The sequence below is a fragment of the Pseudomonas sp. L7 genome (assembly GCF_046605565.1).
Lineage (GTDB): Bacteria > Pseudomonadota > Gammaproteobacteria > Pseudomonadales > Pseudomonadaceae > Aquipseudomonas > Aquipseudomonas wayambapalatensis.
Genome location: NZ_CP176784.1, coordinates 4,802,501 through 4,823,692, shown reverse-complemented (window position 1 = coordinate 4,823,692; position 21,192 = coordinate 4,802,501). Strand labels below are relative to the sequence as shown.

General features: G+C 62.7%; 18 protein-coding genes, 1 rRNA gene and 1 pseudogene (1 of these 20 running past the window's edge). 8 read left to right on the top strand and 12 right to left on the bottom strand.

The annotated features are described in order from the left end of the window. The first annotated feature begins 1 nt into the window (after position 1). Both ACK3BK_RS22125 and ACK3BK_RS22120 read left to right on the top strand, forming a co-directional pair. Positions 2–790 carry an AraC family transcriptional regulator gene (locus ACK3BK_RS22125; protein ID WP_411383319.1) on the top strand — a complete coding sequence of 263 codons (789 nt, stop codon included), beginning with the start codon at positions 2–4 and terminating at the stop codon, positions 788–790. Between the two features lie 150 nt (positions 791–940). Then, positions 941–3,076 carry an autotransporter outer membrane beta-barrel domain-containing protein gene (locus ACK3BK_RS22120; RefSeq protein ID WP_411383318.1) on the top strand — a complete coding sequence of 712 codons (2,136 nt, stop codon included), beginning with the start codon at positions 941–943 and terminating at the stop codon, positions 3,074–3,076. A 43-nt stretch (positions 3,077–3,119) separates the two neighbouring features. On the opposite strand, the gene ACK3BK_RS22115 is transcribed toward ACK3BK_RS22120, so the two are convergent. The 5 genes and pseudogenes from ACK3BK_RS22115 to ACK3BK_RS22095 form a co-directional block, all read right to left on the bottom strand. Next, positions 3,120–3,824, bottom strand: coding sequence for a methyl-accepting chemotaxis protein (locus ACK3BK_RS22115; protein WP_411384503.1), 705 nt, complete (start codon positions 3,822–3,824; stop codon positions 3,120–3,122). A 201-nt stretch (positions 3,825–4,025) separates the two neighbouring features. Then, positions 4,026–4,910 (bottom strand): annotated as a pseudogene (locus ACK3BK_RS22110) (cache domain-containing protein); the annotation flags it as partial. Between the two features lie 346 nt (positions 4,911–5,256). Then, positions 5,257–5,661: a Cu(I)-responsive transcriptional regulator gene (gene cueR / locus ACK3BK_RS22105; RefSeq protein WP_186666067.1), complete on the bottom strand. Its 405-nt coding sequence runs from the start codon at positions 5,659–5,661 to the stop codon at positions 5,257–5,259. Further along, on the bottom strand, positions 5,658–8,060 hold the full coding sequence (locus ACK3BK_RS22100) for a heavy metal translocating P-type ATPase (protein WP_411383317.1): 2,403 nt from the start codon (positions 8,058–8,060) through the stop codon (positions 5,658–5,660). Before ACK3BK_RS22100 ends, cueR begins: the two co-directional genes overlap by 4 nt. 53 nt (positions 8,061–8,113) lie before the next feature. Beyond that, a complete protein-coding gene (locus ACK3BK_RS22095) occupies positions 8,114–8,500 on the bottom strand; it encodes a hypothetical protein (protein WP_186666071.1) in 387 nt (128 codons plus the stop codon). 147 nt (positions 8,501–8,647) lie between these two features. On the opposite strand from ACK3BK_RS22095, the gene ACK3BK_RS22090 reads away from it, so the two are divergent. Then, the gene (locus ACK3BK_RS22090; protein ID WP_186666072.1) at positions 8,648–8,845 is read left to right on the top strand and encodes a heavy-metal-associated domain-containing protein; all 198 of its coding nucleotides are present in this window, start codon (positions 8,648–8,650) and stop codon (positions 8,843–8,845) included. A 125-nt stretch (positions 8,846–8,970) separates the two neighbouring features. Continuing rightward, a complete protein-coding gene (locus tag ACK3BK_RS22085; protein WP_288376637.1) occupies positions 8,971–10,152 on the top strand; it encodes a multidrug effflux MFS transporter in 1,182 nt (393 codons plus the stop codon). Here the strand turns inward: ACK3BK_RS22085 and ACK3BK_RS22080 are convergent. Beyond that, positions 10,103–10,300, bottom strand: a complete 198-nt coding sequence (locus ACK3BK_RS22080) for a hypothetical protein (protein ID WP_238343432.1) — start codon at positions 10,298–10,300, stop codon at positions 10,103–10,105. The genes ACK3BK_RS22085 and ACK3BK_RS22080 overlap by 50 nt on opposite strands. A gap of 526 nt (positions 10,301–10,826) precedes the next feature. Between ACK3BK_RS22080 and ACK3BK_RS22075 the strand changes: the two genes are divergently transcribed. After that, positions 10,827–11,540, top strand: coding sequence for a transcriptional regulator (locus ACK3BK_RS22075; protein WP_411383316.1), 714 nt, complete (start codon positions 10,827–10,829; stop codon positions 11,538–11,540). 32 nt (positions 11,541–11,572) lie between these two features. Here the strand turns inward: ACK3BK_RS22075 and ACK3BK_RS22070 are convergent, their stop codons facing one another. The 6 genes from ACK3BK_RS22070 to ACK3BK_RS22045 all read right to left on the bottom strand — a co-directional run bounded on the left by ACK3BK_RS22070 (position 11,573) and on the right by ACK3BK_RS22045 (position 17,389). After that, on the bottom strand, positions 11,573–12,520 hold the full coding sequence (locus ACK3BK_RS22070; RefSeq protein ID WP_186666079.1) for an adenosine deaminase: 948 nt from the start codon (positions 12,518–12,520) through the stop codon (positions 11,573–11,575). Between the two features lie 94 nt (positions 12,521–12,614). Continuing rightward, positions 12,615–13,970, bottom strand: a complete 1,356-nt coding sequence (locus ACK3BK_RS22065) for an 8-oxoguanine deaminase (protein ID WP_411383315.1) — start codon at positions 13,968–13,970, stop codon at positions 12,615–12,617. A gap of 120 nt (positions 13,971–14,090) precedes the next feature. Then, complete coding sequence (locus tag ACK3BK_RS22060) at positions 14,091–14,777, bottom strand: SDR family oxidoreductase (RefSeq protein ID WP_186666082.1); 687 nt, start codon at positions 14,775–14,777, stop codon at positions 14,091–14,093. 365 nt (positions 14,778–15,142) lie between these two features. Continuing rightward, a complete protein-coding gene (locus tag ACK3BK_RS22055) occupies positions 15,143–15,727 on the bottom strand; it encodes an IMPACT family protein (RefSeq protein ID WP_186666084.1) in 585 nt (194 codons plus the stop codon). Between the two features lie 9 nt (positions 15,728–15,736). After that, complete coding sequence (locus tag ACK3BK_RS22050; protein WP_186666086.1) at positions 15,737–16,399, bottom strand: TetR/AcrR family transcriptional regulator; 663 nt, start codon at positions 16,397–16,399, stop codon at positions 15,737–15,739. A 72-nt stretch (positions 16,400–16,471) separates the two neighbouring features. Next, positions 16,472–17,389, bottom strand: coding sequence for a LysR family transcriptional regulator (locus ACK3BK_RS22045; RefSeq protein ID WP_186666088.1), 918 nt, complete (start codon positions 17,387–17,389; stop codon positions 16,472–16,474). A 118-nt stretch (positions 17,390–17,507) separates the two neighbouring features. Here ACK3BK_RS22045 and ACK3BK_RS22040 point away from each other — a divergent pair, with 118 nt between their 5' ends. The 3 genes from ACK3BK_RS22040 to ACK3BK_RS22030 all read left to right on the top strand — a co-directional run. Next, positions 17,508–18,854: an aspartate aminotransferase family protein gene (locus tag ACK3BK_RS22040; protein WP_186708573.1), complete on the top strand. Its 1,347-nt coding sequence runs from the start codon at positions 17,508–17,510 to the stop codon at positions 18,852–18,854. Positions 18,855–18,920: 66 nt separating this feature from the next. Further along, positions 18,921–20,414 (top strand): CoA-acylating methylmalonate-semialdehyde dehydrogenase, encoded by a 1,494-nt coding sequence (locus ACK3BK_RS22035; protein WP_411383314.1) that lies wholly within the window; start codon positions 18,921–18,923, stop codon positions 20,412–20,414. A 725-nt stretch (positions 20,415–21,139) separates the two neighbouring features. Then, a 16S ribosomal RNA gene (locus tag ACK3BK_RS22030) occupies positions 21,140–21,192 on the top strand; it runs 1,484 nt beyond the window's last position.

Genomic DNA, 21,192 nt, shown 5'->3' with positions numbered 1-21,192 from the left:
CATGCAGACCCTCGGACAGATTTCCGCCCCCCGCGCCATCCCCGACCTCGAGCAGCTGCCCAGGCCACTCTACGCCCGTGCCGAAAGCCTCGGCGCGGGCTCCTGGACCACGCGCCACCGGCACGATTGGGTGCAGTTTTCCTACGCGATCAGCGGTGTGCTGGGGGTCTACACCAGCGATGGCAGCTACTTCGCGCCACCGCAGTGGGGGGTGTGGATTCCGGCTGGCCTCGAACACGAAGTGGTGACTTCGATGCAGGCCGAGATGCGCAGCCTGTACGTGCGTCGCGATGCCTGTACCTGGGCCGCCGACGAATGCCGGGTACTCGAAGTGACGCCGCTGGCGCGGGAGCTGATCAAGCAGTTCTGCCAGATGCCCGCGTCGTATCCCGAAGGCGACAGCGCCGAGGCGCGTCTGGTAGCCGTCTTGCTCGACCAGTTGCAGGCGTTGCCGCAGGTGGGGTTTTCGCTGCCGCTGCCGCGCCATGCCGGGTTGCTCGCGCTGTGCAATCAGTTGATCGCCGCGCCCGACCAGGCGCAGACCCTGCAGCAATGGGCGCTGCAACTGGGGTGCTCGGGGAAGACGCTGATGCGCCTGTTCCAGCGTGAGACGGGGCTGAGCTTCCGTAACTGGCGCCAGCGCATGCGGCTGTTGTCGTCGCTGGCGTTGCTGGAGGCGGGGGAGAGCGTGACCGATGCAGCACTAGGCTGCGGGTATGACTCGACATCGGCCTATATCGCGGCGTTCAAGCAACTGTTCGGTGCGACGCCTGGGGAGCTTCGTTTCTAACGACGACCGACCAAGTCTTATCCGACGTTATTTCGAACGGTCAATGCGAACAACTCGCTTCTCACGATCAATACGGAACTGTCTGACCGATCTTCCTTTTGCTCCAACGTAACGTCCGCCTCTCGAGCCAATATCCTGAGAGGCATTTCCATGACTGGATCACTAATTTTACTGCGGCGCCATCCGCTGGCGGCAACCCTGACGTTCACTTTGGGCGCAAGTCTGGCTGCCAATGCCGCGGACTTGGGGCCTGGCGAGTTTGCGCTGGTCTCCCCTGGAGACCCTGTCGAGGATTGGCACCTGGGCAGCGGGGCGCGTCTTGACGTGCGCCCGGGCGCCGAGACCGGACGTATCACTGGATTCGACGGCGGTCAGGTCAACGTCGAGGGAGCCAAGGTGAGTTCGACCGACAGGGCTGCGATCAGCATCGTGGATGGTGCGGTCAACCTGACCAATGCCACGGTAGTCAGCACAGGCTCCATCGGTATGGCCCTTGGAACGCTGGGCGATGACACTTTGACGTCTACGGCGATCTTGAGCGGCAGCAGTGTGCGCGGTGCCACCACTGGGGTGGAGTTGGACTCGGCTGATCTGCACGCGCGCAGTTCGCGCATCCACGGTGACAGAGCAGGTGTTGTACTCAAGGGCGGAACACTTGCGTTGCATGAAGGGACCGTGGTGTCGGGGGACGTCGGTCTGGAAGTCGGTACACCGGAGTTCTGGCAAAAGGATCTGCCCAATCAGGTCGTTGTTCAGGCCAGTCTGATCGAGGGGCAGCAGGGTAGTGCGGTAGTGGTTCGTGACGCACAGGTGGACATCCGGGTCGCCGACGGAGGCCAACTCAAAGGCGACAACGGCGTGCTGCTTGAGGTCATCGAGGGCGGCGAGGCCTCGCTTCACGTGAGCAACAGTCGCCTGGAAGGCGACATCCGCGTCGAGCAGGGTGCCAGTGCTGATATCACCCTGGACAATGCGGCGCACTTACGAGGCCAGCTCCATAATGTCCAGCAGTTGCAGATTGGCGCGCAGTCCAGGTGGGAGACGATGGCGGATGCTCAGGTCGGTGCTCTCGACTTGCGCCAGGGTTCGGTAGTCGTGCAGTCAGGCAGTATTCTGCGAGCCGACACCTTGCAAGGAGAGGGTACGTTCTGGCTCGACCATAGCCGCTTGCAGATAGACAGTCATGCCAGCGGCAGCTTTGCCTTGCACCTGGCAAGTTCTGGCCATGAGCCACAGGGGCCGGTGGTCGGAATCGGCAGTGGTGATGCGACGTTCGATCTGGCATCCGGCCCGGTCGATGCAGGGGCCTTTGCTCACGAGTTGGTCCGCGAAGGCGACCAGTGGAGTTTGCGGCCACAGGTCGACATGCGGGGCAAGGCGAGACTGAGCAATGCCGGTGAGACGGCGATGGCGTTCGACAGTTCGCTTGAAGCCGCGTCGCAGGTCGAGTCCCGATGGGTTGTCGGACGCCTCGAAAAAATGCGGACCAATGGTGGTTCAGCCGGGTTGTGGATGCATACCGGCACGACCGGCTTTGATGTCGACAGTGCAGTCGGCACCCGCTATACCCAGCGCGTTGGTGGCTTTGCCCTGGGCGCTGATACTTTGCTCGATGATACTTGGCGGGTCGGTGCGGCAGTGGGGCTCAGTCGTTCGGCGATTGGCCTGCAGCGCGGCTCATCTGCAACACTGAACAGCTACTTCTCCGCGTTGTATGCCGGTTGGGGCGACAACTCCGGTTACTACGCCGATGCTGCGCTCAAGCTCAACCTGTTTGACGGCACCATCGATGCCCGGGCTCACGATGGACGCAAGGTGTCCGGCAATCGCCGTCAAGGGGGGTATGGGCTCACGCTGGAGACTGGTCGTCGCTTGAGCCTTGATCAAGGTTGGTATGTGCAGCCTTTTGTACAACTGAGTGCCGCGATCGTGCAGGGGCAGCGCAGCAGCTTGAGTAATGGGCTTGAGGTCGAGTCATCCAACCAACACCTGAACATGGGGACGCTCGGTATCAAGGGGGGACGCGTCATCGTCTTGAACAATGGTCTGGAAATGTCGACCCACGGCCGCATCGCGGTGATGGACAACCTGGGCGGCACGCGCAGGGTCAGCCTCAACGGTCATGAACTCGACAACAGGTTCAGCAGCGGGCGCACCGAGATGGCATTGGGCGTATCGTCCGAGGTGCTGCCAGGCTGGACAATCAGAACGGAGGTCGAGGCTGCCCGCGGGCGCAATGTTGATCAGCGTTATGGAATCAACCTCGGCCTGAGCCACTCGTTCTGAGTGTGGCGCGCCACACCGAGGTTTGCAGTGTGGCGCGTGAACTTCAGGTCCTGAACCGCCGCACCAACGCATCCAGCTCGTTGGACAACCCTTCCAGGCTCTGGGAGTCCTGCCGCGCCGCTTGCGCAAGCTCGGCCACCAACTGCGCATCGCCGTGAATCTGGCTGATATGCCGATTGATGTCCTCGGCCACCTGGTGCTGCTCTTCGGCGGCGGTGGCGATCTGGGTGTTCATGTCGCGGATGATGTCCACTGACTCGCGGATCTGCCCGAAGCTGTCGCGCGCCAGGCCGATGCGGTTGACAGACTGTTGCGACACTTCAAGGCTGGCATGCATCTGTTCGGCCACCTCGGCGGTGCGGTTGGCGAGGTTGCCCAGCAGCCCGTCGATCTCGGCGGTGGAGTCGGCGGTGCGCTTGGCCAGGGCGCGGACTTCGTCGGCTACCACGGCAAAGCCACGGCCCTGCTCACCGGCGCGAGCCGCTTCGATGGCCGCGTTGAGGGCCAGCAGGTTGGTCTGTTCGGCGATCGAGCGGATGGTGCCGAGGATCGACTGGATCGCGTTGCTGTCACGCTCCAGTTGCTGGATCGACTGCGCCGACTGCTCGATCTCCTGGCTCAGGCGGTCGACGCTCTGCACCGCCGCATCGATCTGCTGCTGCCCCTCGCGTGCCTGTTGCTGGCCGCTGTCGGCCGACTGTGCGGCCTGGCTGCAGGAGCGCGCCACTTCGTTGGCGGTGGCGACCATTTCGTGGAAGGCGGTGGATACCATGTCCACCGCCTCGCGCTGACGGCCAGCGGCTTCGGCCATGTCGCCGGACACCCGGGTGGAACTGGCCGAGGTGCTGAGGATCTTGCCGGCCGCGCCGCCGATGTGCTGGATCAGGCCGCGGATCGCCCCCAGGAACTGGTTGAACCAGTTGGCCAGTTGCGCGGTTTCGTCGCTGCCTCGTACCTCGAGGTTGCGGGTCAGGTCGCCCTCGCCCTGGGCGATGTCTTCCAGGCCACTGGTGACGCTGTTGATCGGCCGTACGATGAGCTTGGCGAAGGCGGCGCCAGCCACGGCGAAGACGGCCGCCAGCACCAGTGCGAGGGTGCCGATCAGCCAGGTCAGGCGGGTGGTGGTCTGCATCACTTCGTCCTGGCGGATCAGACCGATGAAGGTCCAGCCCAGGCGCTCGTCCGGGTAGATGTTGGCCATGTAGCGTTCGCCATCGAGGGTCACTTCGGCCAGGCCCTTGCCGGCCTTGGCCAGTTCGGCGTAGCCGCCACCGAAACTCTCCAGCTGCTTGAAGTTGTGGCTCGCGTCACGCGGGTCGACCATGACGTTGCCGTTGTTCTCCATCAGGATCAGGTAGCCGCTGTCACCCAGCTTGATCTGCTTGACGATCTCGGTCAGCCCCTTGAGCGAGACGTCAATGTTGACCACCCCGCCCGGGCTACCGAGCTGGTTGGCCACGGTGCGCACGGTACTGACCAGCACGGCGTCGTCGCCGGCCCAGTAGTAGGGCGCGGTGCGCAGGGTCTTGCCGGGGCTGGCCATGGCGGCCTGGAACCAGGGGCGGGTGCGCGGGTCGTAGCTGGCCATCTTCGGGTCACCGGGCCAGAACGCATAGCCGCCGTCTTTCATACCGTAGGACACGTAGGCGTAGTCGGGGTGGCTCTGGGCCAGGCGGGTGAACTGGTCGTACAGCGCCTTGTCCTGCTCGCCCAGGGGAATCTGCGCGGCGTCGGCGGCAATGTACTTCTTGAGGTTGTCGGCGCTGGCCGTGACCAAGGGCTGGCTGGCGAGGTACTCGACGTTCTGCGCAATGCCCTGGAAGAAGATGTTCATCGCGTTGCCGACCTGGCGGATTTCCCGGCTGCTGCCATCCAGGAAGTCATCCTGCGCTTCTTCTCGCAGGTTCAGCACCACCACGGTGGCGACCAAGACGATGGGCAGGCCCGCAATGACGGCGAAGGCCCAGGTCAATTTTTGCTTGATGTTCATCCACGCTCCCGGATTTTTTCTTGTCGACGCATGAAACTGGTATGCAGGTCATCGGCAGAGCGCAGGAATATCTGAGTGAAACTCCCGTATTTATTGGATGAAACTTGATTTTAAGGTCGGTTTGGCCAGGTATGGCTAATATGGCATACCAAAATGCTGGCGTGGGTTGTCAGGCAGCCCACGCCAGCGTTCAGTGACAGCATCCACCTTCGTTGGCCAGGTCCCTGAGAATCGGGCAGTCTGGGCGATCATCGCCCTGGCAGTGGGCGACCAGCTCGCTCAAGGTGTCGCGCAGGCTCACCATCTCTTCGATCCGTCGGTTCAGTTCGTCGATATGCTGTGTCGCCAGTGCCTTGACGTCGGCGCTGGCGCGCTGGCGGTCCTGCCAGAGCGTCAGCAGCCGGGAGACTTCTTCCAGTGAGAACCCCAGGTCGCGCGAGCGCTTGATGAACGCCAGGCTGTGCAGGTCTTCCTGCTGGTACAGCCGATAGCCGCTGTCGCTGCGCAGCGCCGGCTTGAGCAGGCCGATGGACTCGTAGTAGCGGATCATCTTGGCGCTGAGCCCACTGCGCCGGGCGGCTTGGCCGATGTTCATGGCGTCTCCTTCGAAGCGATGCCGGTGGGCTTCCAGGTCTTGAGCCACAGGGCGTTGCTCACCACGCTGACGCTGGAGAGCGCCATGGCGGCGCCAGCCAGGACCGGGTTGAGGAAGCCAAAGGCGGCGAGCGGGATACCGATCAGGTTGTAGATGAACGCCCAGAACAGATTCTGACGGATCTTGGCGTAGGTCTTGTTGCTGATTTCCAGGGCTGCGGGCACCAGGCGAGGGTCGCCGCGCATCAGGGTGATGCCAGCGGCCTGCATGGCCACGTCCGTACCACCTCCCATGGCGATGCCGATGTCGGCTGCAGCCAGGGCCGGGGCATCGTTGATGCCGTCGCCGACCATGGCCACCACGCCGTTCTGCTTGAGTGCATTGACGGTGGCGGCCTTGTCGGCTGGCAAGACTTCGGCGTGCACATCGTCGATGCCCAGCGCCTCGGCGACCACCTTGGCGCTGCCGCGGTTGTCGCCGGTCAGCAGGTGGCTGCTGATGCCCTGTGCGTGCAGGGCCGCGATCGCCTGCTCGGCACCGGGCTTGAGGCTGTCACCGAAGGCGAATAGTCCGAGCACCCGGGCATGTGGTGCGCGCTCGATCAACCACGACAGGGTGCGACCTTCGCTTTCCCAGGTCTGGGCCCTGTCGAGCAGATTGCCTGGCTCAAGGCCGCTTTCGTCGAGCAGGCGCCGGTTGCCCAGGGCCAGTACCCGGCCTTCGACCGTACCGGCGATGCCGCGCCCGGTCAGCGACTGGCTATCGCTCACCAGGGGAATCTCCAGCCCTTGCTCAGCGCCGGCATCCAGCACGGCCTTGGCCAGCGGATGTTCGCTGCCGCGTTGCAGGGCTCCGGCCAGGCGCAGCAGGTCGTGTGCGTCGCCGACGACGGCCTCGCTGTGGACGATGCGCGGGCTGCCGGAGGTCAGGGTGCCGGTCTTGTCGAAGACCACGCGATTGACCGCATGGGCTCGCTCCAAAGCTTGGGCGTCCTTGATCAGGATGCCATGGCTGGCTGCCACACCGGTGCCGGCCATGATCGCTGCCGGTGTGGCCAGGCCCAGAGCGCAAGGGCAGGCGATCACCAGCACGGCCACGGCGTTGATCAGTGCGTTTTCCAGCGGTGCACCGGCCAGCCACCAGCCGACCAGGGTGATCAATGCGAGCACCAGCACCGCCGGGACGAACACCTGGCTGACCCGGTCGACCAGCTTCTGGATCGGTGCCTTGGCCGCCTGGGCGTCTTCGACCAGGCGGATGATCCGCGCGAGTACGGTTTCGGTGCCCAGGGCCAGGGTGCGCACCAGCAGGCGGCCTTCACCGTTGATCGCACCGCCGGTGACCTTGTCGCCGGGCTGTTTGGGCACTGGCAGGCTTTCGCCGCTGATCAGCGCTTCGTCGGCGTGACTGCAGCCTTCGATCACCTCGCCGTCGACCGGGAAGCGCTCGCCGGGCTTGACCAGTACCAGGTCGTCCAGGCGCAGCTGGCTGATCGCTACATCTTCCTCGCGACCGTCGATCACGCGCAAGGCGCGCTCGGGGCGCAGGGCTTCGAGTGCGCGAATGGCGCTGGCGGTCTGGCGTTTGGCGCGGCTTTCCAGGTATTTGCCCAGCAGCACCAGGGCGATTACCACGGCCGAGGCTTCGAAGTAGAGGTGAGGTTCCATGCCCGCATGGGCCTGGGACCATTCGTACAGACTCAGGCCATAGCCGGCGCTGGTGCCAAGGGCGACCAGCAGGTCCATGTTGCCTGCGCCGGCACGCACGGCTTTCCAGGCGGCCTTGTAGAACCGTGCCCCTAGGATGAACTGCACCGGGGTTGCCAGCACGAATTGCGCCCAGGCCGGTAACATCCAGTGCAAGCCGAACGGCTGCACCAGCATTGGCAGAACCAGGGGCAGGGCCAGCAGCAGGGCGGCGATCACCGCCAGGCGTTCGTTGCGCAGGCGTCGCTGCGCATCGTGGCGATCGTCATGGGCGGTACGTGGCAGGCTGGCGCTGTAGCCGGCCTTTTCCACGGCGCCGATCAAGGCGTCGTCGCTGACGCCTTCGAGTACCCTGAGGTGCGCGCGTTCGCTGGCCAGGTTCACGCTGACCTGCTCGACCCCGGACACCTTGCCCAGGGCGCGTTCGACGCGGCCGACACAACTGGCGCAGGTCATGCCGCCTACCTGAAGTTCAAGGGTGCGGCTCGGCACGCTGTAGCCGGCCTTGCGCACCGCTTCGAGCAGCTCGGGCAGGCTTTCGGCCGGGGCCTGGACCCTGGCCTGTTCGGTAGCAAGGTTGACGCTGACCTGTTCGGCGCCGTTGACTTTACGCAGCGCGCGCTCGACGCGACCCACGCAGCTGGCGCAGGTCATGCCGGCGATCGGCAGGTCGAAGGTGGTTGATGCGGGCATGGGCTTTCCTCCGTGATCGAGCCTGCAGCATCAAGCTTGCCATGTTGGTAAGGTCAATACCCCAGGCCGGCTCGCTTCAATTCCAGCCCATTCTGGCCCACGGCGATCCGGTATTTGTTGATCTGGCCCGCCTGCAGGTTGAGGCGGGTGCTGCGTTGGTCCTCCACGCCGGGTGCACAACCGGGCACCTGCCCAGGCAGCAGGCGCAGGCGCACGTCCACCGGCCCTGGCGGCAGGTTGAACGAGGTCGATTGTTCCTGGAACACCCGCCCGGAGAGCTGGTCGTTGAGGTAGACACCGATTTCGCAGTTGGTGGCTACCTCCAGGCGCTCCCGGGAAATGATCAGCACGCTGTAGTCCGAATTGCCCTCGGCGCTGACCGGTGGCACGACGGCCACGGCACTCAGCAGTCCGACGAGGCCCAATGCTGCCCTGATCATGAAACTTCTCCTGGTTGGCGAGTCGTCAAAAGCGCAGCTTGGCCGAGCCGCACGCGGATTTCCAGCCCGGCCGTTTTGTGCAGAACTTGACCTTGCCATGATGGCAAGCTTGAAACTCTCTGCAAAACCCAGATGGAGGTAGTTCCGATGCAAGTCTTCAATGTGCAGGGCATGAGCTGCGGTCATTGCGTCAAGGCGGTGACCCGTGCGGTTCAGGAGCAGGATGCGACAGCGCAGGTGGAGGTCGACCTGGGGGCCAGGCAGGTGCGGGTTCAGAGCCAGCTCGGGGTGCAGCAGATCCTGGAGGCGATCCGTGAAGAGGGTTACCAGGCCGAGCCGGCCTGACGACTCGCGGTGGTGCCTGCTCCAGGGACCACCGTTTTCAGGTGTAACTGTTACAAAGCTTTTCATACCAGGCCGCCTCCAGTGCAGTTAGACTAGTCCGTTGCTTAGCCTGCTATGGATTTCCGATGAATCTGCGCACCCTGTTGATCCTCGGCGCTCTTTCGGCCTTCGCGCCATTGGCGATCGACTTCTATCTCCCCGCCTTCCCTGCCATGGCCCAGGCCTTCGGCACTGATGAGCAGCACGTCCAGACGACCCTGGCGGCCTATTTCCTTGGCTTGTCGCTTGGCCAACTGGCCTACGGTCCGATCGCCGACCGTTTCGGCCGACGCAAGCCACTGTTGTTCGGTATCAGCCTTTTCACCCTGGCGTCGCTCGCCTGCGCCTACGCCCCTGACCTCGACACGCTGGTCGTGGCGCGTTTCATCCAGGCACTGGGTGGGTGTGCGGGAATGGTGTTGTCGCGGGCCATCGTCGTCGACAAATGCGACGCCGTGGGGGCCGCCAAAGCCTTCTCGCAATTGATGCTGGTGATGGGGCTCGCGCCGATTCTCGCGCCGATGCTCGGCGGCGTCCTGATCAATGTGTCCGGCTGGCAGTCGATCTTCCTGGTGCTCAGCCTGTTCAGCGCCGCCTGCCTGCTGGCGGTGAGCCTGGGGCTGCCGGAAAGCCTGCCAGCCCACGTGCCGCGCCAGCCGCTGTCGGGTGCCTTGCGCCAGTACCTGCGGCTGCTGGGCGATCGGGTGTTCCTGGGGCATGCGCTGACGGGTGGCATCGCCATCGCCGGCATGTTCGCCTATATCGCCGGTTCACCGTTCGTGTTCATCAAGCTCTATGGCGTGCCGGCCGAGCATTACGGCTGGCTGTTTGGCACCAATGCTGCCGGTTTCATCCTCTGTGCCCAGGTCAACGCCCGGCTGCTGGCCAAGCGCGGCCCAGCCTTCCTGCTGGCCCGAGCGGTATGGCTCTACCTGGCTGCAGGGGTAGTGCTGCTGGGGGTGGCGCTGCTGCATCCGACGCAGTTGTGGCCATTGTTGGTACCACTGTTCGTGTGCATCGCCAGTCTGGGCTGCATCATTCCCAACGCCTCGGCTTGTGCTATGAACGGGCAGGGTGCCAGGGCCGGCAGCGCGTCGGCATTGATGGGCAGCCTGCAGTTCAGCGTCGCCGCAGGGGCCGCGGCGCTGGTGGGTGTCCTGCATGATGGCAGCGCAGTGCCGATGGCCTTGGTGATCAGCTTGTGCGGTGTTTTGGTGGTCAATGTCGCGATGCTGACTCGACGCCTTCAGTCCAGGCAGGCTGCATGAGGGGGTGAGGGGCCTTCAGGCGTGTCTCCAGAACGGCGACGAATGCCCGGGCCTCCGCCTCGCTGCGAAAACTCACCACATGTTGATCGAGCTGTACCTGCCAGGGGCAGTTGGGGTGGCGGTTCGATGTACTGACGACAATCTTCATCGCTGCATCCTCCTGTCGGGGTGAGAGCGAATCCAGTGTAGCGCTGTACCGATTGCCCGCCATGTGCCGCGACGACGTCCTGACTGACGGTCACCCCCGGGGCGATGGGCTGACTCAATCAAGATACGAACCTTCGCTTTTCCTTGCCCTACTTGTGGAACCCTACTGTCGGCAATGTTCCGCTCTTGTGGCCTTTACCTGGCAGTGGATGTGGCTATGTCCGGGATGCTAGAGGGGATGCTGGTAGCGCTCGTCATTCACTGGCATTTCCCTATATCGCCAAGGGTGCCGCTACCCTCGGCCTTGTGCCGCAAACCGGTGGCCAAACCCACCTAGTACAGGGCTTTCGGCGGCTTATACTTGTCCCCGCAGGCCCTTGCAGCGAGAGCGGTTTCCCCATCAGGCGGGGCTTCCCATACAGCCTGACAGGCTGCACCTACACCTATCTGCCGCAACCTCTGGCGATTCCTACTGCCATGGATGGCCATTGGACAAGAAACGTGACTTTGCATGGAGTTGATGGAGCATGAAAGCAGTCAGCAGTATCAGTCAGATCGCCGCTCTGATGGCCGAGCCCAAGCGCAGTGCCATGCTCTGGGCCTTGATCGATGGTTCGTCCCGGCACGCTGATGAGTTGGCGCTCATGATCGGCGTCACTCCATCATCGGCCTGCGCCCACCTGTCTTTATTGTCGGCTGCTGGCTTGCTGCGCCTCGAGGCGCGTGGGCGCAAGCGCTATTTTCGACTGGCCACCCCCGAGGTGATCGCCGCGGTCGAGGCACTGGCCAGCGTGCAGCTTGGTGGCCGTGCCGAATGCCAAACATCGGTCAGGCCCCTGCAGGTGCCGCTGTCGTTGCGCAGGGCGCGACGTTGTGGTGACCACCTGGGGGGCGAGATTGCGGTCGATCTTTATCGACGCATGGTGGCCGCCGGCTGGTTGGAGGGCAATGACCTGCATCCTACCGTGAGCCTGGAAGGGCGTCTGCAATTGGCTGCAATTGGCGTCTATATCGATGCGCTGGCGCCCCGCCAGCGCGGTGGATGTGTGGTCTGTCACAGCAGTGAGTGGAGTGACAACGGCCCCCACCTGGGCGGCGGTGTCGGGCAGGCGATGCTCAGGTTGTTCATGCAGTCTGGCTGGATACGCGAGCAGGAGGGATCACGCGTGATGCAGATTTCCACCTTGGGTATTCAGGAGATCAACCGTATCGCGAGGGTGCCGGCATTACAGGTGGGCTGAAGTACCCCTGTAACACCGGTTGTGCTCGCGACTCAGACCAGGCGTGCATCCAGGCTGTTCTGCGCCAGGCGTGTTGCCTGTTCCTGGGTCATGCCCAGATGCTGGTGCAAAGCGTGGAAGTTTTCTGTGACATAGCCGCCGAAGTAGGCCGGATCGTCGGAGTTCACCGTGACCTTGACCCCACGTTCGAGCATGTCGAGGATGTTGTGCTGGCTCATATGGTCGAACACACAGAGCTTGGTGTTCGACAGTGGGCAGACGGTCAGCGGAATCTGCTCGTCGATGATGCGTTGCATCAGCCGCTCATCCTCGATGGCGCGTACGCCGTGGTCGATGCGCTTGATCTTCAGCAGGTCGAGGGCTTCCCAGATGTATTCGGGTGGGCCCTCCTCGCCGGCGTGGGCAACGGCGACCAGGCCTTCGCTGCGGGCGCGGTCGAAGACGCGCTGGAACTTGCTTGGTGGATGACCTTTCTCCGAGCTGTCCAGGCCCACGGCAATGAAGGCATCGCGGAACGGCAGGGCCTGGTCCAGGGTCTTCTCGGCTTCCTCCTCGCTGAGGTGACGCAGGAAGCTCAGGATCAGGCCGCTGCTGATGCCCAGTTGCTCGCGACCATCCTTGAGCGCCTGGTTGATACCGCTGAGCACCACCTCGAAGGAGATACCCCGGTCGGTATGGGTCTGCGGGTCGAAGAAGGGTTCGGTGTGAATGACGTTCTGTGCCTTGCAGCGTTGCAGGTAGGCCCAGGTCAGGTCGTAGAAGTCCTGCTCGGTGCGCAGCACGTCGGCGCCCTGGTAGTACAGGTCGAGAAACTCCTGCAGGTTGTTGAAGGCGTAGGCGCTGCGCAGCGTCTCCACGTCGGCCCAGGGCAGGGCGACCTTGTTGCGTTCGGCCAGGGCGAACAGCAGTTCCGGCTCCAGCGAACCTTCCAGGTGCATATGCAGTTCGGCCTTGGGCAAGGCATTGAGCCAGTCATACATGGGGTGTGATCTCGAATCAGGTACGGTTGGCCGACATTCTACAGGGCTACGCGCTATTCGGTAGGGCGGGGCTGCCCAGCAGCCCCGCTGTGCTTCAACCGGCAATCAGTGCGGCTGCCGCCTGACGATGGTCGGCGATCAGGCCTTGGACATCGAGTCCCTCGATCTGGCCATCGATCACGCGCCAGTGGCCGCCGACCATGACTCGGTCAGCCCGGTCCGCCGCGCACAGCAGCAGCGCGGACAGCGGATCGTGGCTGCCGGAGAAACGCAGCTCGTCGAGCTTGAACAGGGCCAGGTCCGCCTGCTTACCCACCGCCAGCTCGCCGATGTCGCCACGGCCCAGCAGTTGTGCCGAGCCGCGGGTTGCCCAGCCCAGCGCGCGCTCGGGCGTGATCTGCTCGGCGCCGTAGCGCAGGCGTTGCAGGTAGAGGGCCTGGCGTGCTTCGAGGATCATGTTCGAGGCATCGTTGGACGCTGAGCCGTCTACACCCAGGCCGAGTGCGGCTCCGGCAGCTTCGAGCTCGACGGTTGGGCAGATGCCCGAGGCCAGACGCATGTTCGAACTCGGGCAATGGCAGATGCCGGTACCGGCAGCACCCAGGCGCGTGATTTCGTCGGGGTTGAAGTGGATGCCGTGGGCCAGCCAGGTGCGCGGGCCGAGCCAGCCGACACTGTCGAGGTAGTCCACGGTGCGCAGGCCGAACCGCTGTAGGCAGAAGTCTTCCTCATCGAGTGTTTCGGCCAGGTGGGTATGCAGGCGCACGTCCAGCTCTTCGGCCAAGGCGGCGCTGGCACGCATGATCTCTGGCGTGACCGAGAAGGGTGAGCAGGGCGCCAGGGCGATCTGGATGCGCGCGCCTTCGCCACGCTCATGGTAACTGTGGATAAGTCGCTGACTGTCGGCCAGGATCACCTCACCTTGTTGCACTGTCTGCTGCGGGGGCAAGCCGCCATCTGCTTCACCCAGGCTCATCGAGCCACGGGTCAGCATGGCGCGCATGCCGAGCTTGCGCACGGCTTCGACCTGTACGTCGATGGCGTGGTCCAGGCCTTCGGGGAACAGGTAATGGTGATCGGCGGCAGTGGTGCAACCTGACAGCAGCAACTCGGCCAATGCAACCTCGCTGGCGAGCGCCAGTTTGGTCGGGGTCAGCCGTGCCCACACCGGGTAAAGGGTCTTGAGCCAGGGAAACAATGGTTGGTTGACCACCGGAGCCCATGCGCGGGTCAGGGTCTGGTAGAAGTGGTGGTGGGTGTTGATCAGACCGGGCAGCACCACGTGCTCACGGGCATCGAACACTTGGTCACAGGGGGTGTTGGGTTGTTCGCCGAGGGCGAGCAGTTGGCTGATGCGGGCGTTTTCGATGACCAGGCCACCGCGGGCATCGGTGTCATTGGCAGTGAAGATGGCAAGGGGGGATTTCAACCAGATACGGGTCGCAGGCATGGTGCCGGCTCCTCTGAAAGTGGGTTCAGGGTTAGCCAGCTCAGTGTTGTCCTGTCTGCTGATCCAGGTCCGCCGCGAGGCGAGGCATCGAGTCTACTGCCTCGCCACGCGGCTTTCAATTCACCAGGTCAGGGCGTCGCCCTTGTAGTTGATAAAGCGCAGGCCGCCCTGGCCGCTTTGCTCGTTGATCCGGTCGAGCATGCCGCGTGTGCTGGTGAACACGTCGATTTCCGCGTTCTCGCCGCCCATGTCGGTTTTCACCCAGCCTGGGTGCATGGCCAGCACGCTCAGGTCGGATCGTTGCAACTCCACCACGAAGCTGTTGATCATCGAGTTGAGTGCAGCCTTGCTGGCCTTGTACAGGCAGATCTCGTTGCCATCCGGGCTGGTCACGCTACCCAGGCCCGAGCTCATGAACGCCAGCACCCCGGTGTTTTCGCGGATCTGTCCGACCAGCCGACGTGCCACGCGGATGGGCGCTACGGCATTGGTCATGAACAGGTCGCCGATCTGCGAGTCTTGTACGGTTTCCAGATCTTGCGGCAACGGCCCCATGACCCCGGCGTTGACGAACACCAGGTCGAAGATTTCGCCCTGCACACGCTGCTTGAGGCGGTCGAGCAAAGCGGTATCGTTCATTTCCAAAGATTCGATGCGCACACCTGCGACATCGTTGAGGGCGCTGGGCTTGCTCGCATCGCGCACGGTAGCCGTGACGTTCCAGCCGTCTTCACGCAGGCGTTGGACCAAGCCCAGTCCCAATCCGCGGGAGGCGCCGATGATGAGGGCGTTTTTGCTTGTGGACATGTGGACGCTCCGAAGTCGCTTGAAGAAAGGTATCGAGGATACTCCAGGCGGGCGCGACTCGCCTGCGTTGCTTCTGTACAAAAAATGATCAGACGCTCTGCGCCTTGTGCTGGTGGGCGCCCCGCTTGTTGGCGCACGGGTTATCCACAGGCTGTTCCACAGTTATTGTGCGCAAGCGTGTGGGCACCGGACGAGCCCGCGAAAACCGGGCGGTGGGGATAACTCTCTGGCTTTCAGTGGTTTGCAGGTGTCATAAAACAGTGATCAAAATATGCTCAATCGGCTGAAAGCCATATGTGGCAAGGCTTGCAAAAGAATGCCCCAAGCTTATCCACAGGCAGGCCCACAGCAGTTGTGGGCAGCTTTCAGCGAAGCTCCAGGCGAATCCGGCCACGGCTGAGGTCGGCCAATTGCTGCTGAAATGTCTGTACGTGCTCTGCGCCCAGCGCCAGGAGCAGATCGACACCGTTTGCCGTGAACTGTTCGTCCAGCACCAGCCCTTCGGCCTCGGCCAGGCGCAGCTTGAGCAAGGCCAGCTCGCTGAAGGTGCAACTGCAGGTGAATTCGCTGCGCTGTACAAGCAGCCGTTTCGGCGCCTGTTGCAGGCATTTGTTGGCGCCTCCGCCATAGGCCCGGGCCAGGCCCCCGGTGCCGAGCTGGATACCGCCATACCAGCGGATGACCAGCACGACCACCTGATCGCAGTCTTGGGCTTCGATCGCCGCAAGGATTGGACGTCCGGCGGTGCCGCCCGGCTCGCCATCATCGCTGCTGCGGTATTGCGCACCGAGTTTCCAGGCCCAGCAGTTGTGGGTGGCGGCTGGGTCGCTGTGGCGTTCGATGAAGCTCATCGCCTCGGCAGCGCTGCTGACAGGGCCGGCGAGGGTGATGAAGCGGCTCTTGCGGATGTCTTCGCGGAACTCGCAGAGCTCAAGCAGGGTAGAGGGCATAGGTCCGGGTCAGGCGGGCGGATTGATGCCGCAGCCTTTGAGAATGATGTGGATAAGGTTGTTGCTGGCGTCTTCCATGTCCTGCTTGGTCAGGCGGCTGCGACCGGTGACCTGGCAGATCTGGGTGGCGAAGTCAGCGTAGTGCTGGGTACTGCCCCAGAGCAGGAAGATCAGGTGCACAGGGTCTACCCGGTCCATCTTGCCGGCCTCGATCCAGGCCTGGAACACCGCGGCGCGGCCGCGGAACCACTCGCGGTAGTCGGCGCTGAAGTATTCGGTCAGGCAGTGCCCACCGCTGATCACCTCCATGGCGAAGATCCGCGATGCCTGCGGGTTGCGTCGGGAGAACTCCATCTTGGTGCGAATGTACTGGCTCAGCGCCACGGCCGGGTCGTCCTCGACGCTCAGGGCGTTGAAGGTACTGTCCCACAACTCGATGATGTTGCTGAGCACGGCGATATAAAGGCCGAGCTTGTTGGTGAAGTAGTAGTGCAGGTTGGCTTTGGGCAGGTTGGCCTTCAGCGCGATGGTATTCATGCTGGTGCCCTTGAAACCATGGCGGGCGAATTCGTCTTCGGCGGCCTGGATGATGGCCTGTTCGTTCTTCTGGCGAATGCGGCCGGCGGGCTTGCCCGAGGCGGAGAGGCGATGCGCAGGGACTTCAAAGGTCATGGACGTTTCCGTACGGGGTCTGTGGGCAACGGATGTCGGACAGATTACCTGCCTGTGCCGAAGTGACAAGCATTAGCGCGTTGCCGCGAGGCTTTCGAGGAAACTTTCCAGAACCAGGTTCGGACGCCGTCCCTTGCGTGTCACCCAGCTCAGGCTCAGGTCATAGAAGCGTTGCGCCGGTTTCAATGCCCGCAGGCGGCCTTGCTGGACCCAGAACATTGCGTAGTGATCGGGCAGGTAGCCGATGTAGCGCCCGGTGAGGATGAGAAAGGCCATGCCCTCGCGGTCCGAGGCGCTGGCGGTGCAGTTCAGGGCCTGGTAGTGCGCCTGGATGTCGGCCGGCAGACGGAAGGTCGGGGCGATGGCTTCCTGGCTGTTGAGGCGCTGGTCGTCGATCTTCTGGTCTTCGGCATAGAACAGCGGGTGGCCCACTGCGCAGTAGAGCAACGAACGTTCGCTGTACAGGGGTTGGTATTCCAGGCCCGAGAGCGGGCTGGTCTGCGGCACCACGCCAACATGCAGACTGCCGTCCAGCACCCCTTGTTCGACCTGGCTCGGAGCGATCATGCGAATCTGGATGCGCACGTCCGGCCCGCGATCCTTGAGCTCGGCCAGCGCGTGGGTGATGCGCATGTGAGGCAGGGTCACCAGGTTGTCGGTCAGGCCGATGTTGAGTTCGCCACGCAGGTGCTGGTGCAGTCCATTGACCTCGGTGCGAAAGCTCTCCAGAGCGCTGAGCAGTTGCAGTGCCGAGTGGTAGACCTCGCGGCCTTCCTCGGTGAGCGAAAAGCCTGCCCGGCCACGCTGGCACAAGCGCAAGCCCAGGCGCTGCTCCAAGTCATTCATCTGCTGGCTGATGGCCGAGCGCCCGATACCCAGTACGTTTTCCGCCGCCGAGAAGCCGCCGCACTCGACGACACTGCGGTAAATCTTCAGCAGGCGAATATCGAAATCGCTGACTTGCGCGAGGGGATCGGGGCGACGACTCATAAGTTTAGTCCACTGCTAACTGAAGATTAGAAATGTTGGCTTTTTCAGACTTTATCCCCGTGACAATTTAGCTGCAACAACACCCGTCGTTGCCTAGTCGTCTTCCGAGGAACCGCCGATGAACATGCCCGAAACCGCCCCGTCCGGCCTGGCCAGCCAGCTCAAGCTGGATGCTCACTGGATGCCCTACACCGCCAACCGCAACTTCCAGCGTGATCCGCGCCTGATCGTGGCGGCCGAAGGCAATTACCTGGTTGACGACAAGGGGCGCAAGATTTTCGACGCACTGTCGGGCCTGTGGACCTGTGGCGCCGGGCATACCCGCAAGGAAATCACCGAAGCGGTGACGCGTCAGTTGAGCACCCTGGACTACTCGCCGGCCTTCCAGTTCGGTCACCCGCTGTCGTTCCAGCTGGCCGAGAAGATCGCCGAGCTGACGCCAGGTGACCTCAACCATGTCTTCTATACCAACTCTGGCTCCGAGTGCGCCGACACCGCGCTGAAGATGGTGCGTGCCTACTGGCGCCTGAAAGGCCAGGCAACCAAGACCAAGATCATCGGCCGTGCCCGTGGTTACCACGGCGTGAACATCGCCGGCACCAGCCTGGGCGGGGTCAATGGCAACCGCAAGATGTTCGGCCAACTGCTGGATGTCGACCATTTGCCTCACACCGTACTGCCGGTGAACGCGTTCTCCCGCGGCATGCCGGAAGAGGGCGGTATCGCCCTGGCCGACGAGATGCTCAAGCTGATCGAATTGCATGACGCTTCGAACATCGCCGCGGTGATCGTCGAACCGCTGGCCGGGTCCGCTGGCGTGCTGCCTCCACCGAAGGGTTATCTGAAGCGCCTGCGTGAAATCTGCACCCAGCACAACATCCTGCTGATCTTCGACGAAGTGATCACTGGCTTCGGCCGTATGGGTGCGATGACCGGCTCCGAAGCCTTCGGCGTGACCCCGGATCTGATGTGCATCGCCAAACAGGTGACCAACGGCGCGATCCCGATGGGTGCGGTGATCGCCAGCAGTGAGATCTACCAGACCTTCATGAACCAACCGACGCCGGAATACGCCGTGGAATTCCCCCATGGCTACACCTATTCGGCTCACCCTGTGGCCTGTGCTGCCGGCATCGCCGCACTGGACCTGCTGCAGAAGGAAAACCTGGTGCAGTCCGCCGCCGAACTGGCGCCGCACTTCGAGAACCTGCTGCATGGCGTCAAGGGCACCAAGAATGTCATCGACATCCGTAACTACGGCCTGGCTGGCGCGATCCAGATCGCAGCGCGCGATGGCGATGCGATCGTGCGTCCATACGAGACGGCCATGAAACTGTGGAAGGCCGGCTTCTATGTTCGCTTCGGGGGTGACACCCTGCAGTTCGGCCCAACCTTCAATACCCAGCCGCAGGAACTGGATCGCCTGTTCGACGCGGTAGGCGAAGCCCTGAACCAGATCGACTGATCTTTCCGACGCTGACGACAGGCGCCTGAGCGCGCCTGTTCCAACCTTCTTTATCTGGAGTTCTGCATGAGCATCGTTCAGCACCTGATCAATGGTGAGCTGGTTTCCAAGGGCGGTCGCACCGCCGATGTCTTCAACCCGTCGACTGGCCAGGCTACCCGCAAGGTCGAGCTCGCCAGCCGCGCCACCATCCAGGACGCCATCGACTCGGCCAAGGCTGCGTTCCCGGCCTGGCGTAACACGCCACCGGCCAAGCGTGCCCAGGTCATGTTCCGCTTCAAGCAGCTGCTGGAGCAGAACGAGGCGCGCATTTCGCAGATGATCAGCGAAGAGCATGGCAAGACGATCGAGGATGCCGCCGGCGAACTGAAGCGTGGTATCGAGAACGTCGAGTTCGCCTGCGCCGCGCCCGAGATCCTCAAAGGTGAATACAGCCGCAACGTCGGCCCGAACATCGACGCCTGGTCCGACTTCCAGCCGCTGGGTGTGGTGGCCGGTATCACGCCGTTCAACTTCCCGGCGATGGTGCCGCTGTGGATGTATCCGCTGGCCATCGTCTGCGGCAATGCCTTCATCCTCAAGCCCTCGGAGCGCGACCCGAGCTCGACGCTGTACATCGCCCAACTGCTGCATGAGGCTGGCCTTCCCAAGGGCATTCTCAATGTGGTGCATGGCGACAAGGAAGCGGTGGATGCGCTGATCGAGGCGCCGGAAGTCAAAGCCCTGAGCTTCGTTGGTTCGACGCCGATCGCTGAATATATCTATGCCGAAGGCACCAAGCGCGGCAAGCGCGTGCAGGCGTTGGGCGGGGCGAAGAACCATGCGGTGCTGATGCCGGATGCGGAACTGGACAACGCGGTCAACGCGCTGATGGGCGCCGCCTACGGCTCGTGCGGCGAGCGCTGCATGGCGATCTCGGTGGCAGTGTGCGTGGGCGACCAGGTCGCCGATGCGTTGATCGCCAAGCTGCAACCGCAGATCAAGGCCCTGAAGATTGGTGCCGGCACCCAGTGTGGGTTGGACATGGGGCCGCTGGTGACGGCGGCTGCACGTGACAAGGTGCTGGGCTATATCGACGATGGCGTGGCGGCTGGCGCCGAACTGGTGGTCGATGGTCGCGGTTTCTCGGTGGCGGGCAACGAGAACGGCTACTTCGTTGGCGGTACCTTGTTCGACCGGGTGACGCCGCAGATGCGCATCTACCAGGAAGAGATCTTCGGCCCGGTGCTGTGCGTGGTGCGTGTGCAGAGCCTGGAAGAGGCGATGCAACTGATCAACGATCACGAGTACGGCAACGGCACTTGCATCTTCACTCGTGACGGTGAGGCGGCGCGGCTGTTCTGCGACGAGATCGAAGTGGGCATGGTTGGGGTGAACGTGCCGCTGCCGGTGCCGGTGAGCTATCACAGCTTTGGTGGCTGGAAGCGCTCGCTGTTTGGCGACTTGCATGCCTATGGGCCGGATGGTGTGCGCTTCTACACCCGTCGCAAGGCGATTACCCAGCGCTGGCCGCAGCGTAAGAGCCACGAGGCGTCGCAGTTCGCGTTCCCGAGCTTGTAAGGTTGTGGTGATGTGAGAAGCGGGGAGGCCGACAGGCCTCCCCGTTTTGGTTTGTGGGGTGGGTGAGGCCTGGTTTGGATTAATGGGTGGCTGCAAGGCGCCTGCCTTGGGGTTTCTGGCGCCCTTAAAATCGAGCGCCGCGCGGTCGGCGCTCGATCTTGTAGGCGCAGCAGAGTTTGAGGCAGGCACTTGGTGGCCTATATAAGGTCTGCGCCGAGGATCTTTCAAATAACTGAAATAAAAGGTTGACGCCCTCTCAGATCCCCTTATAATGCGCCCCACTTCCGCAGCAAACGAAACGCAAAACTCCTTGTTAATCAACGAGTTAAGCGAGTTCGATGCGGCGTGAGGGGCTTCGATCATCTGATCGGCAGCGGTGAAAAAGGCAGTTGACAGCATCTTTGAGTGCTGTATGATTCGCCTCCCGCTACGAGAGATCGCAGCGAGTCAAGTGTTTGAAGCTAAACGAGTTTCTCGCGAAAAACTTCAAAATAAACGCTTGACAGGCAATGAGGAAAGCGTAAAATGCGCGCCTCGGTTGAGACGAAAAGCTCTTAGCCAAACGCTCTTTAACAAATTGAATCAAGCAATTCGTGTGGGTGCTTGTGAGTATGGACTGATAGTCGCCAAGATTATCAGCATCACAAGTGGCCATGCGAGAAATCACATAGTCATTTGAGATTGCTGAGCCAAGTTTAGGGTTTCTTAAAAACCCAAGCAGTATTGAACTGAAGAGTTTGATCATGGCTCAGATTGAACGCTGGCGGCAGGCCTAACA

What these genes read in the sequence shown, in the direction of transcription:
- ACK3BK_RS22070 (WP_186666079.1), bottom strand. Translation starts at nt 12,520, where the DNA reads ATGTATGACTGGCTCAATGCCTTGCCCAAGGCCGAACTGCATATGCAC.
- ACK3BK_RS22120 (WP_411383318.1), top strand. Translation starts at nt 941, where the DNA reads ATGACTGGATCACTAATTTTACTGCGGCGCCATCCGCTGGCGGCAACC.
- ACK3BK_RS22125 (WP_411383319.1), top strand. Translation starts at nt 2, where the DNA reads ATGCAGACCCTCGGACAGATTTCCGCCCCCCGCGCCATCCCCGACCTC.
- ACK3BK_RS22035 (WP_411383314.1), top strand. Translation starts at nt 18,921, where the DNA reads ATGAGCATCGTTCAGCACCTGATCAATGGTGAGCTGGTTTCCAAGGGC.
- ACK3BK_RS22085 (WP_288376637.1), top strand. Translation starts at nt 8,971, where the DNA reads ATGAATCTGCGCACCCTGTTGATCCTCGGCGCTCTTTCGGCCTTCGCG.
- ACK3BK_RS22095 (WP_186666071.1), bottom strand. Translation starts at nt 8,500, where the DNA reads ATGATCAGGGCAGCATTGGGCCTCGTCGGACTGCTGAGTGCCGTGGCC.
- ACK3BK_RS22090 (WP_186666072.1), top strand. Translation starts at nt 8,648, where the DNA reads ATGCAAGTCTTCAATGTGCAGGGCATGAGCTGCGGTCATTGCGTCAAG.
- ACK3BK_RS22045 (WP_186666088.1), bottom strand. Translation starts at nt 17,389, where the DNA reads ATGAGTCGTCGCCCCGATCCCCTCGCGCAAGTCAGCGATTTCGATATT.
- cueR (WP_186666067.1), bottom strand. Translation starts at nt 5,661, where the DNA reads ATGAACATCGGCCAAGCCGCCCGGCGCAGTGGGCTCAGCGCCAAGATG.
- ACK3BK_RS22065 (WP_411383315.1), bottom strand. Translation starts at nt 13,970, where the DNA reads ATGCCTGCGACCCGTATCTGGTTGAAATCCCCCCTTGCCATCTTCACT.
- ACK3BK_RS22100 (WP_411383317.1), bottom strand. Translation starts at nt 8,060, where the DNA reads ATGCCCGCATCAACCACCTTCGACCTGCCGATCGCCGGCATGACCTGC.
- ACK3BK_RS22080 (WP_238343432.1), bottom strand. Translation starts at nt 10,300, where the DNA reads ATGAAGATTGTCGTCAGTACATCGAACCGCCACCCCAACTGCCCCTGG.
- ACK3BK_RS22115 (WP_411384503.1), bottom strand. Translation starts at nt 3,824, where the DNA reads ATGGTCGCCACCGCCAACGAAGTGGCGCGCTCCTGCAGCCAGGCCGCA.
- ACK3BK_RS22040 (WP_186708573.1), top strand. Translation starts at nt 17,508, where the DNA reads ATGAACATGCCCGAAACCGCCCCGTCCGGCCTGGCCAGCCAGCTCAAG.
- ACK3BK_RS22050 (WP_186666086.1), bottom strand. Translation starts at nt 16,399, where the DNA reads ATGACCTTTGAAGTCCCTGCGCATCGCCTCTCCGCCTCGGGCAAGCCC.
- ACK3BK_RS22055 (WP_186666084.1), bottom strand. Translation starts at nt 15,727, where the DNA reads ATGCCCTCTACCCTGCTTGAGCTCTGCGAGTTCCGCGAAGACATCCGC.
- ACK3BK_RS22075 (WP_411383316.1), top strand. Translation starts at nt 10,827, where the DNA reads ATGAAAGCAGTCAGCAGTATCAGTCAGATCGCCGCTCTGATGGCCGAG.
- ACK3BK_RS22060 (WP_186666082.1), bottom strand. Translation starts at nt 14,777, where the DNA reads ATGTCCACAAGCAAAAACGCCCTCATCATCGGCGCCTCCCGCGGATTG.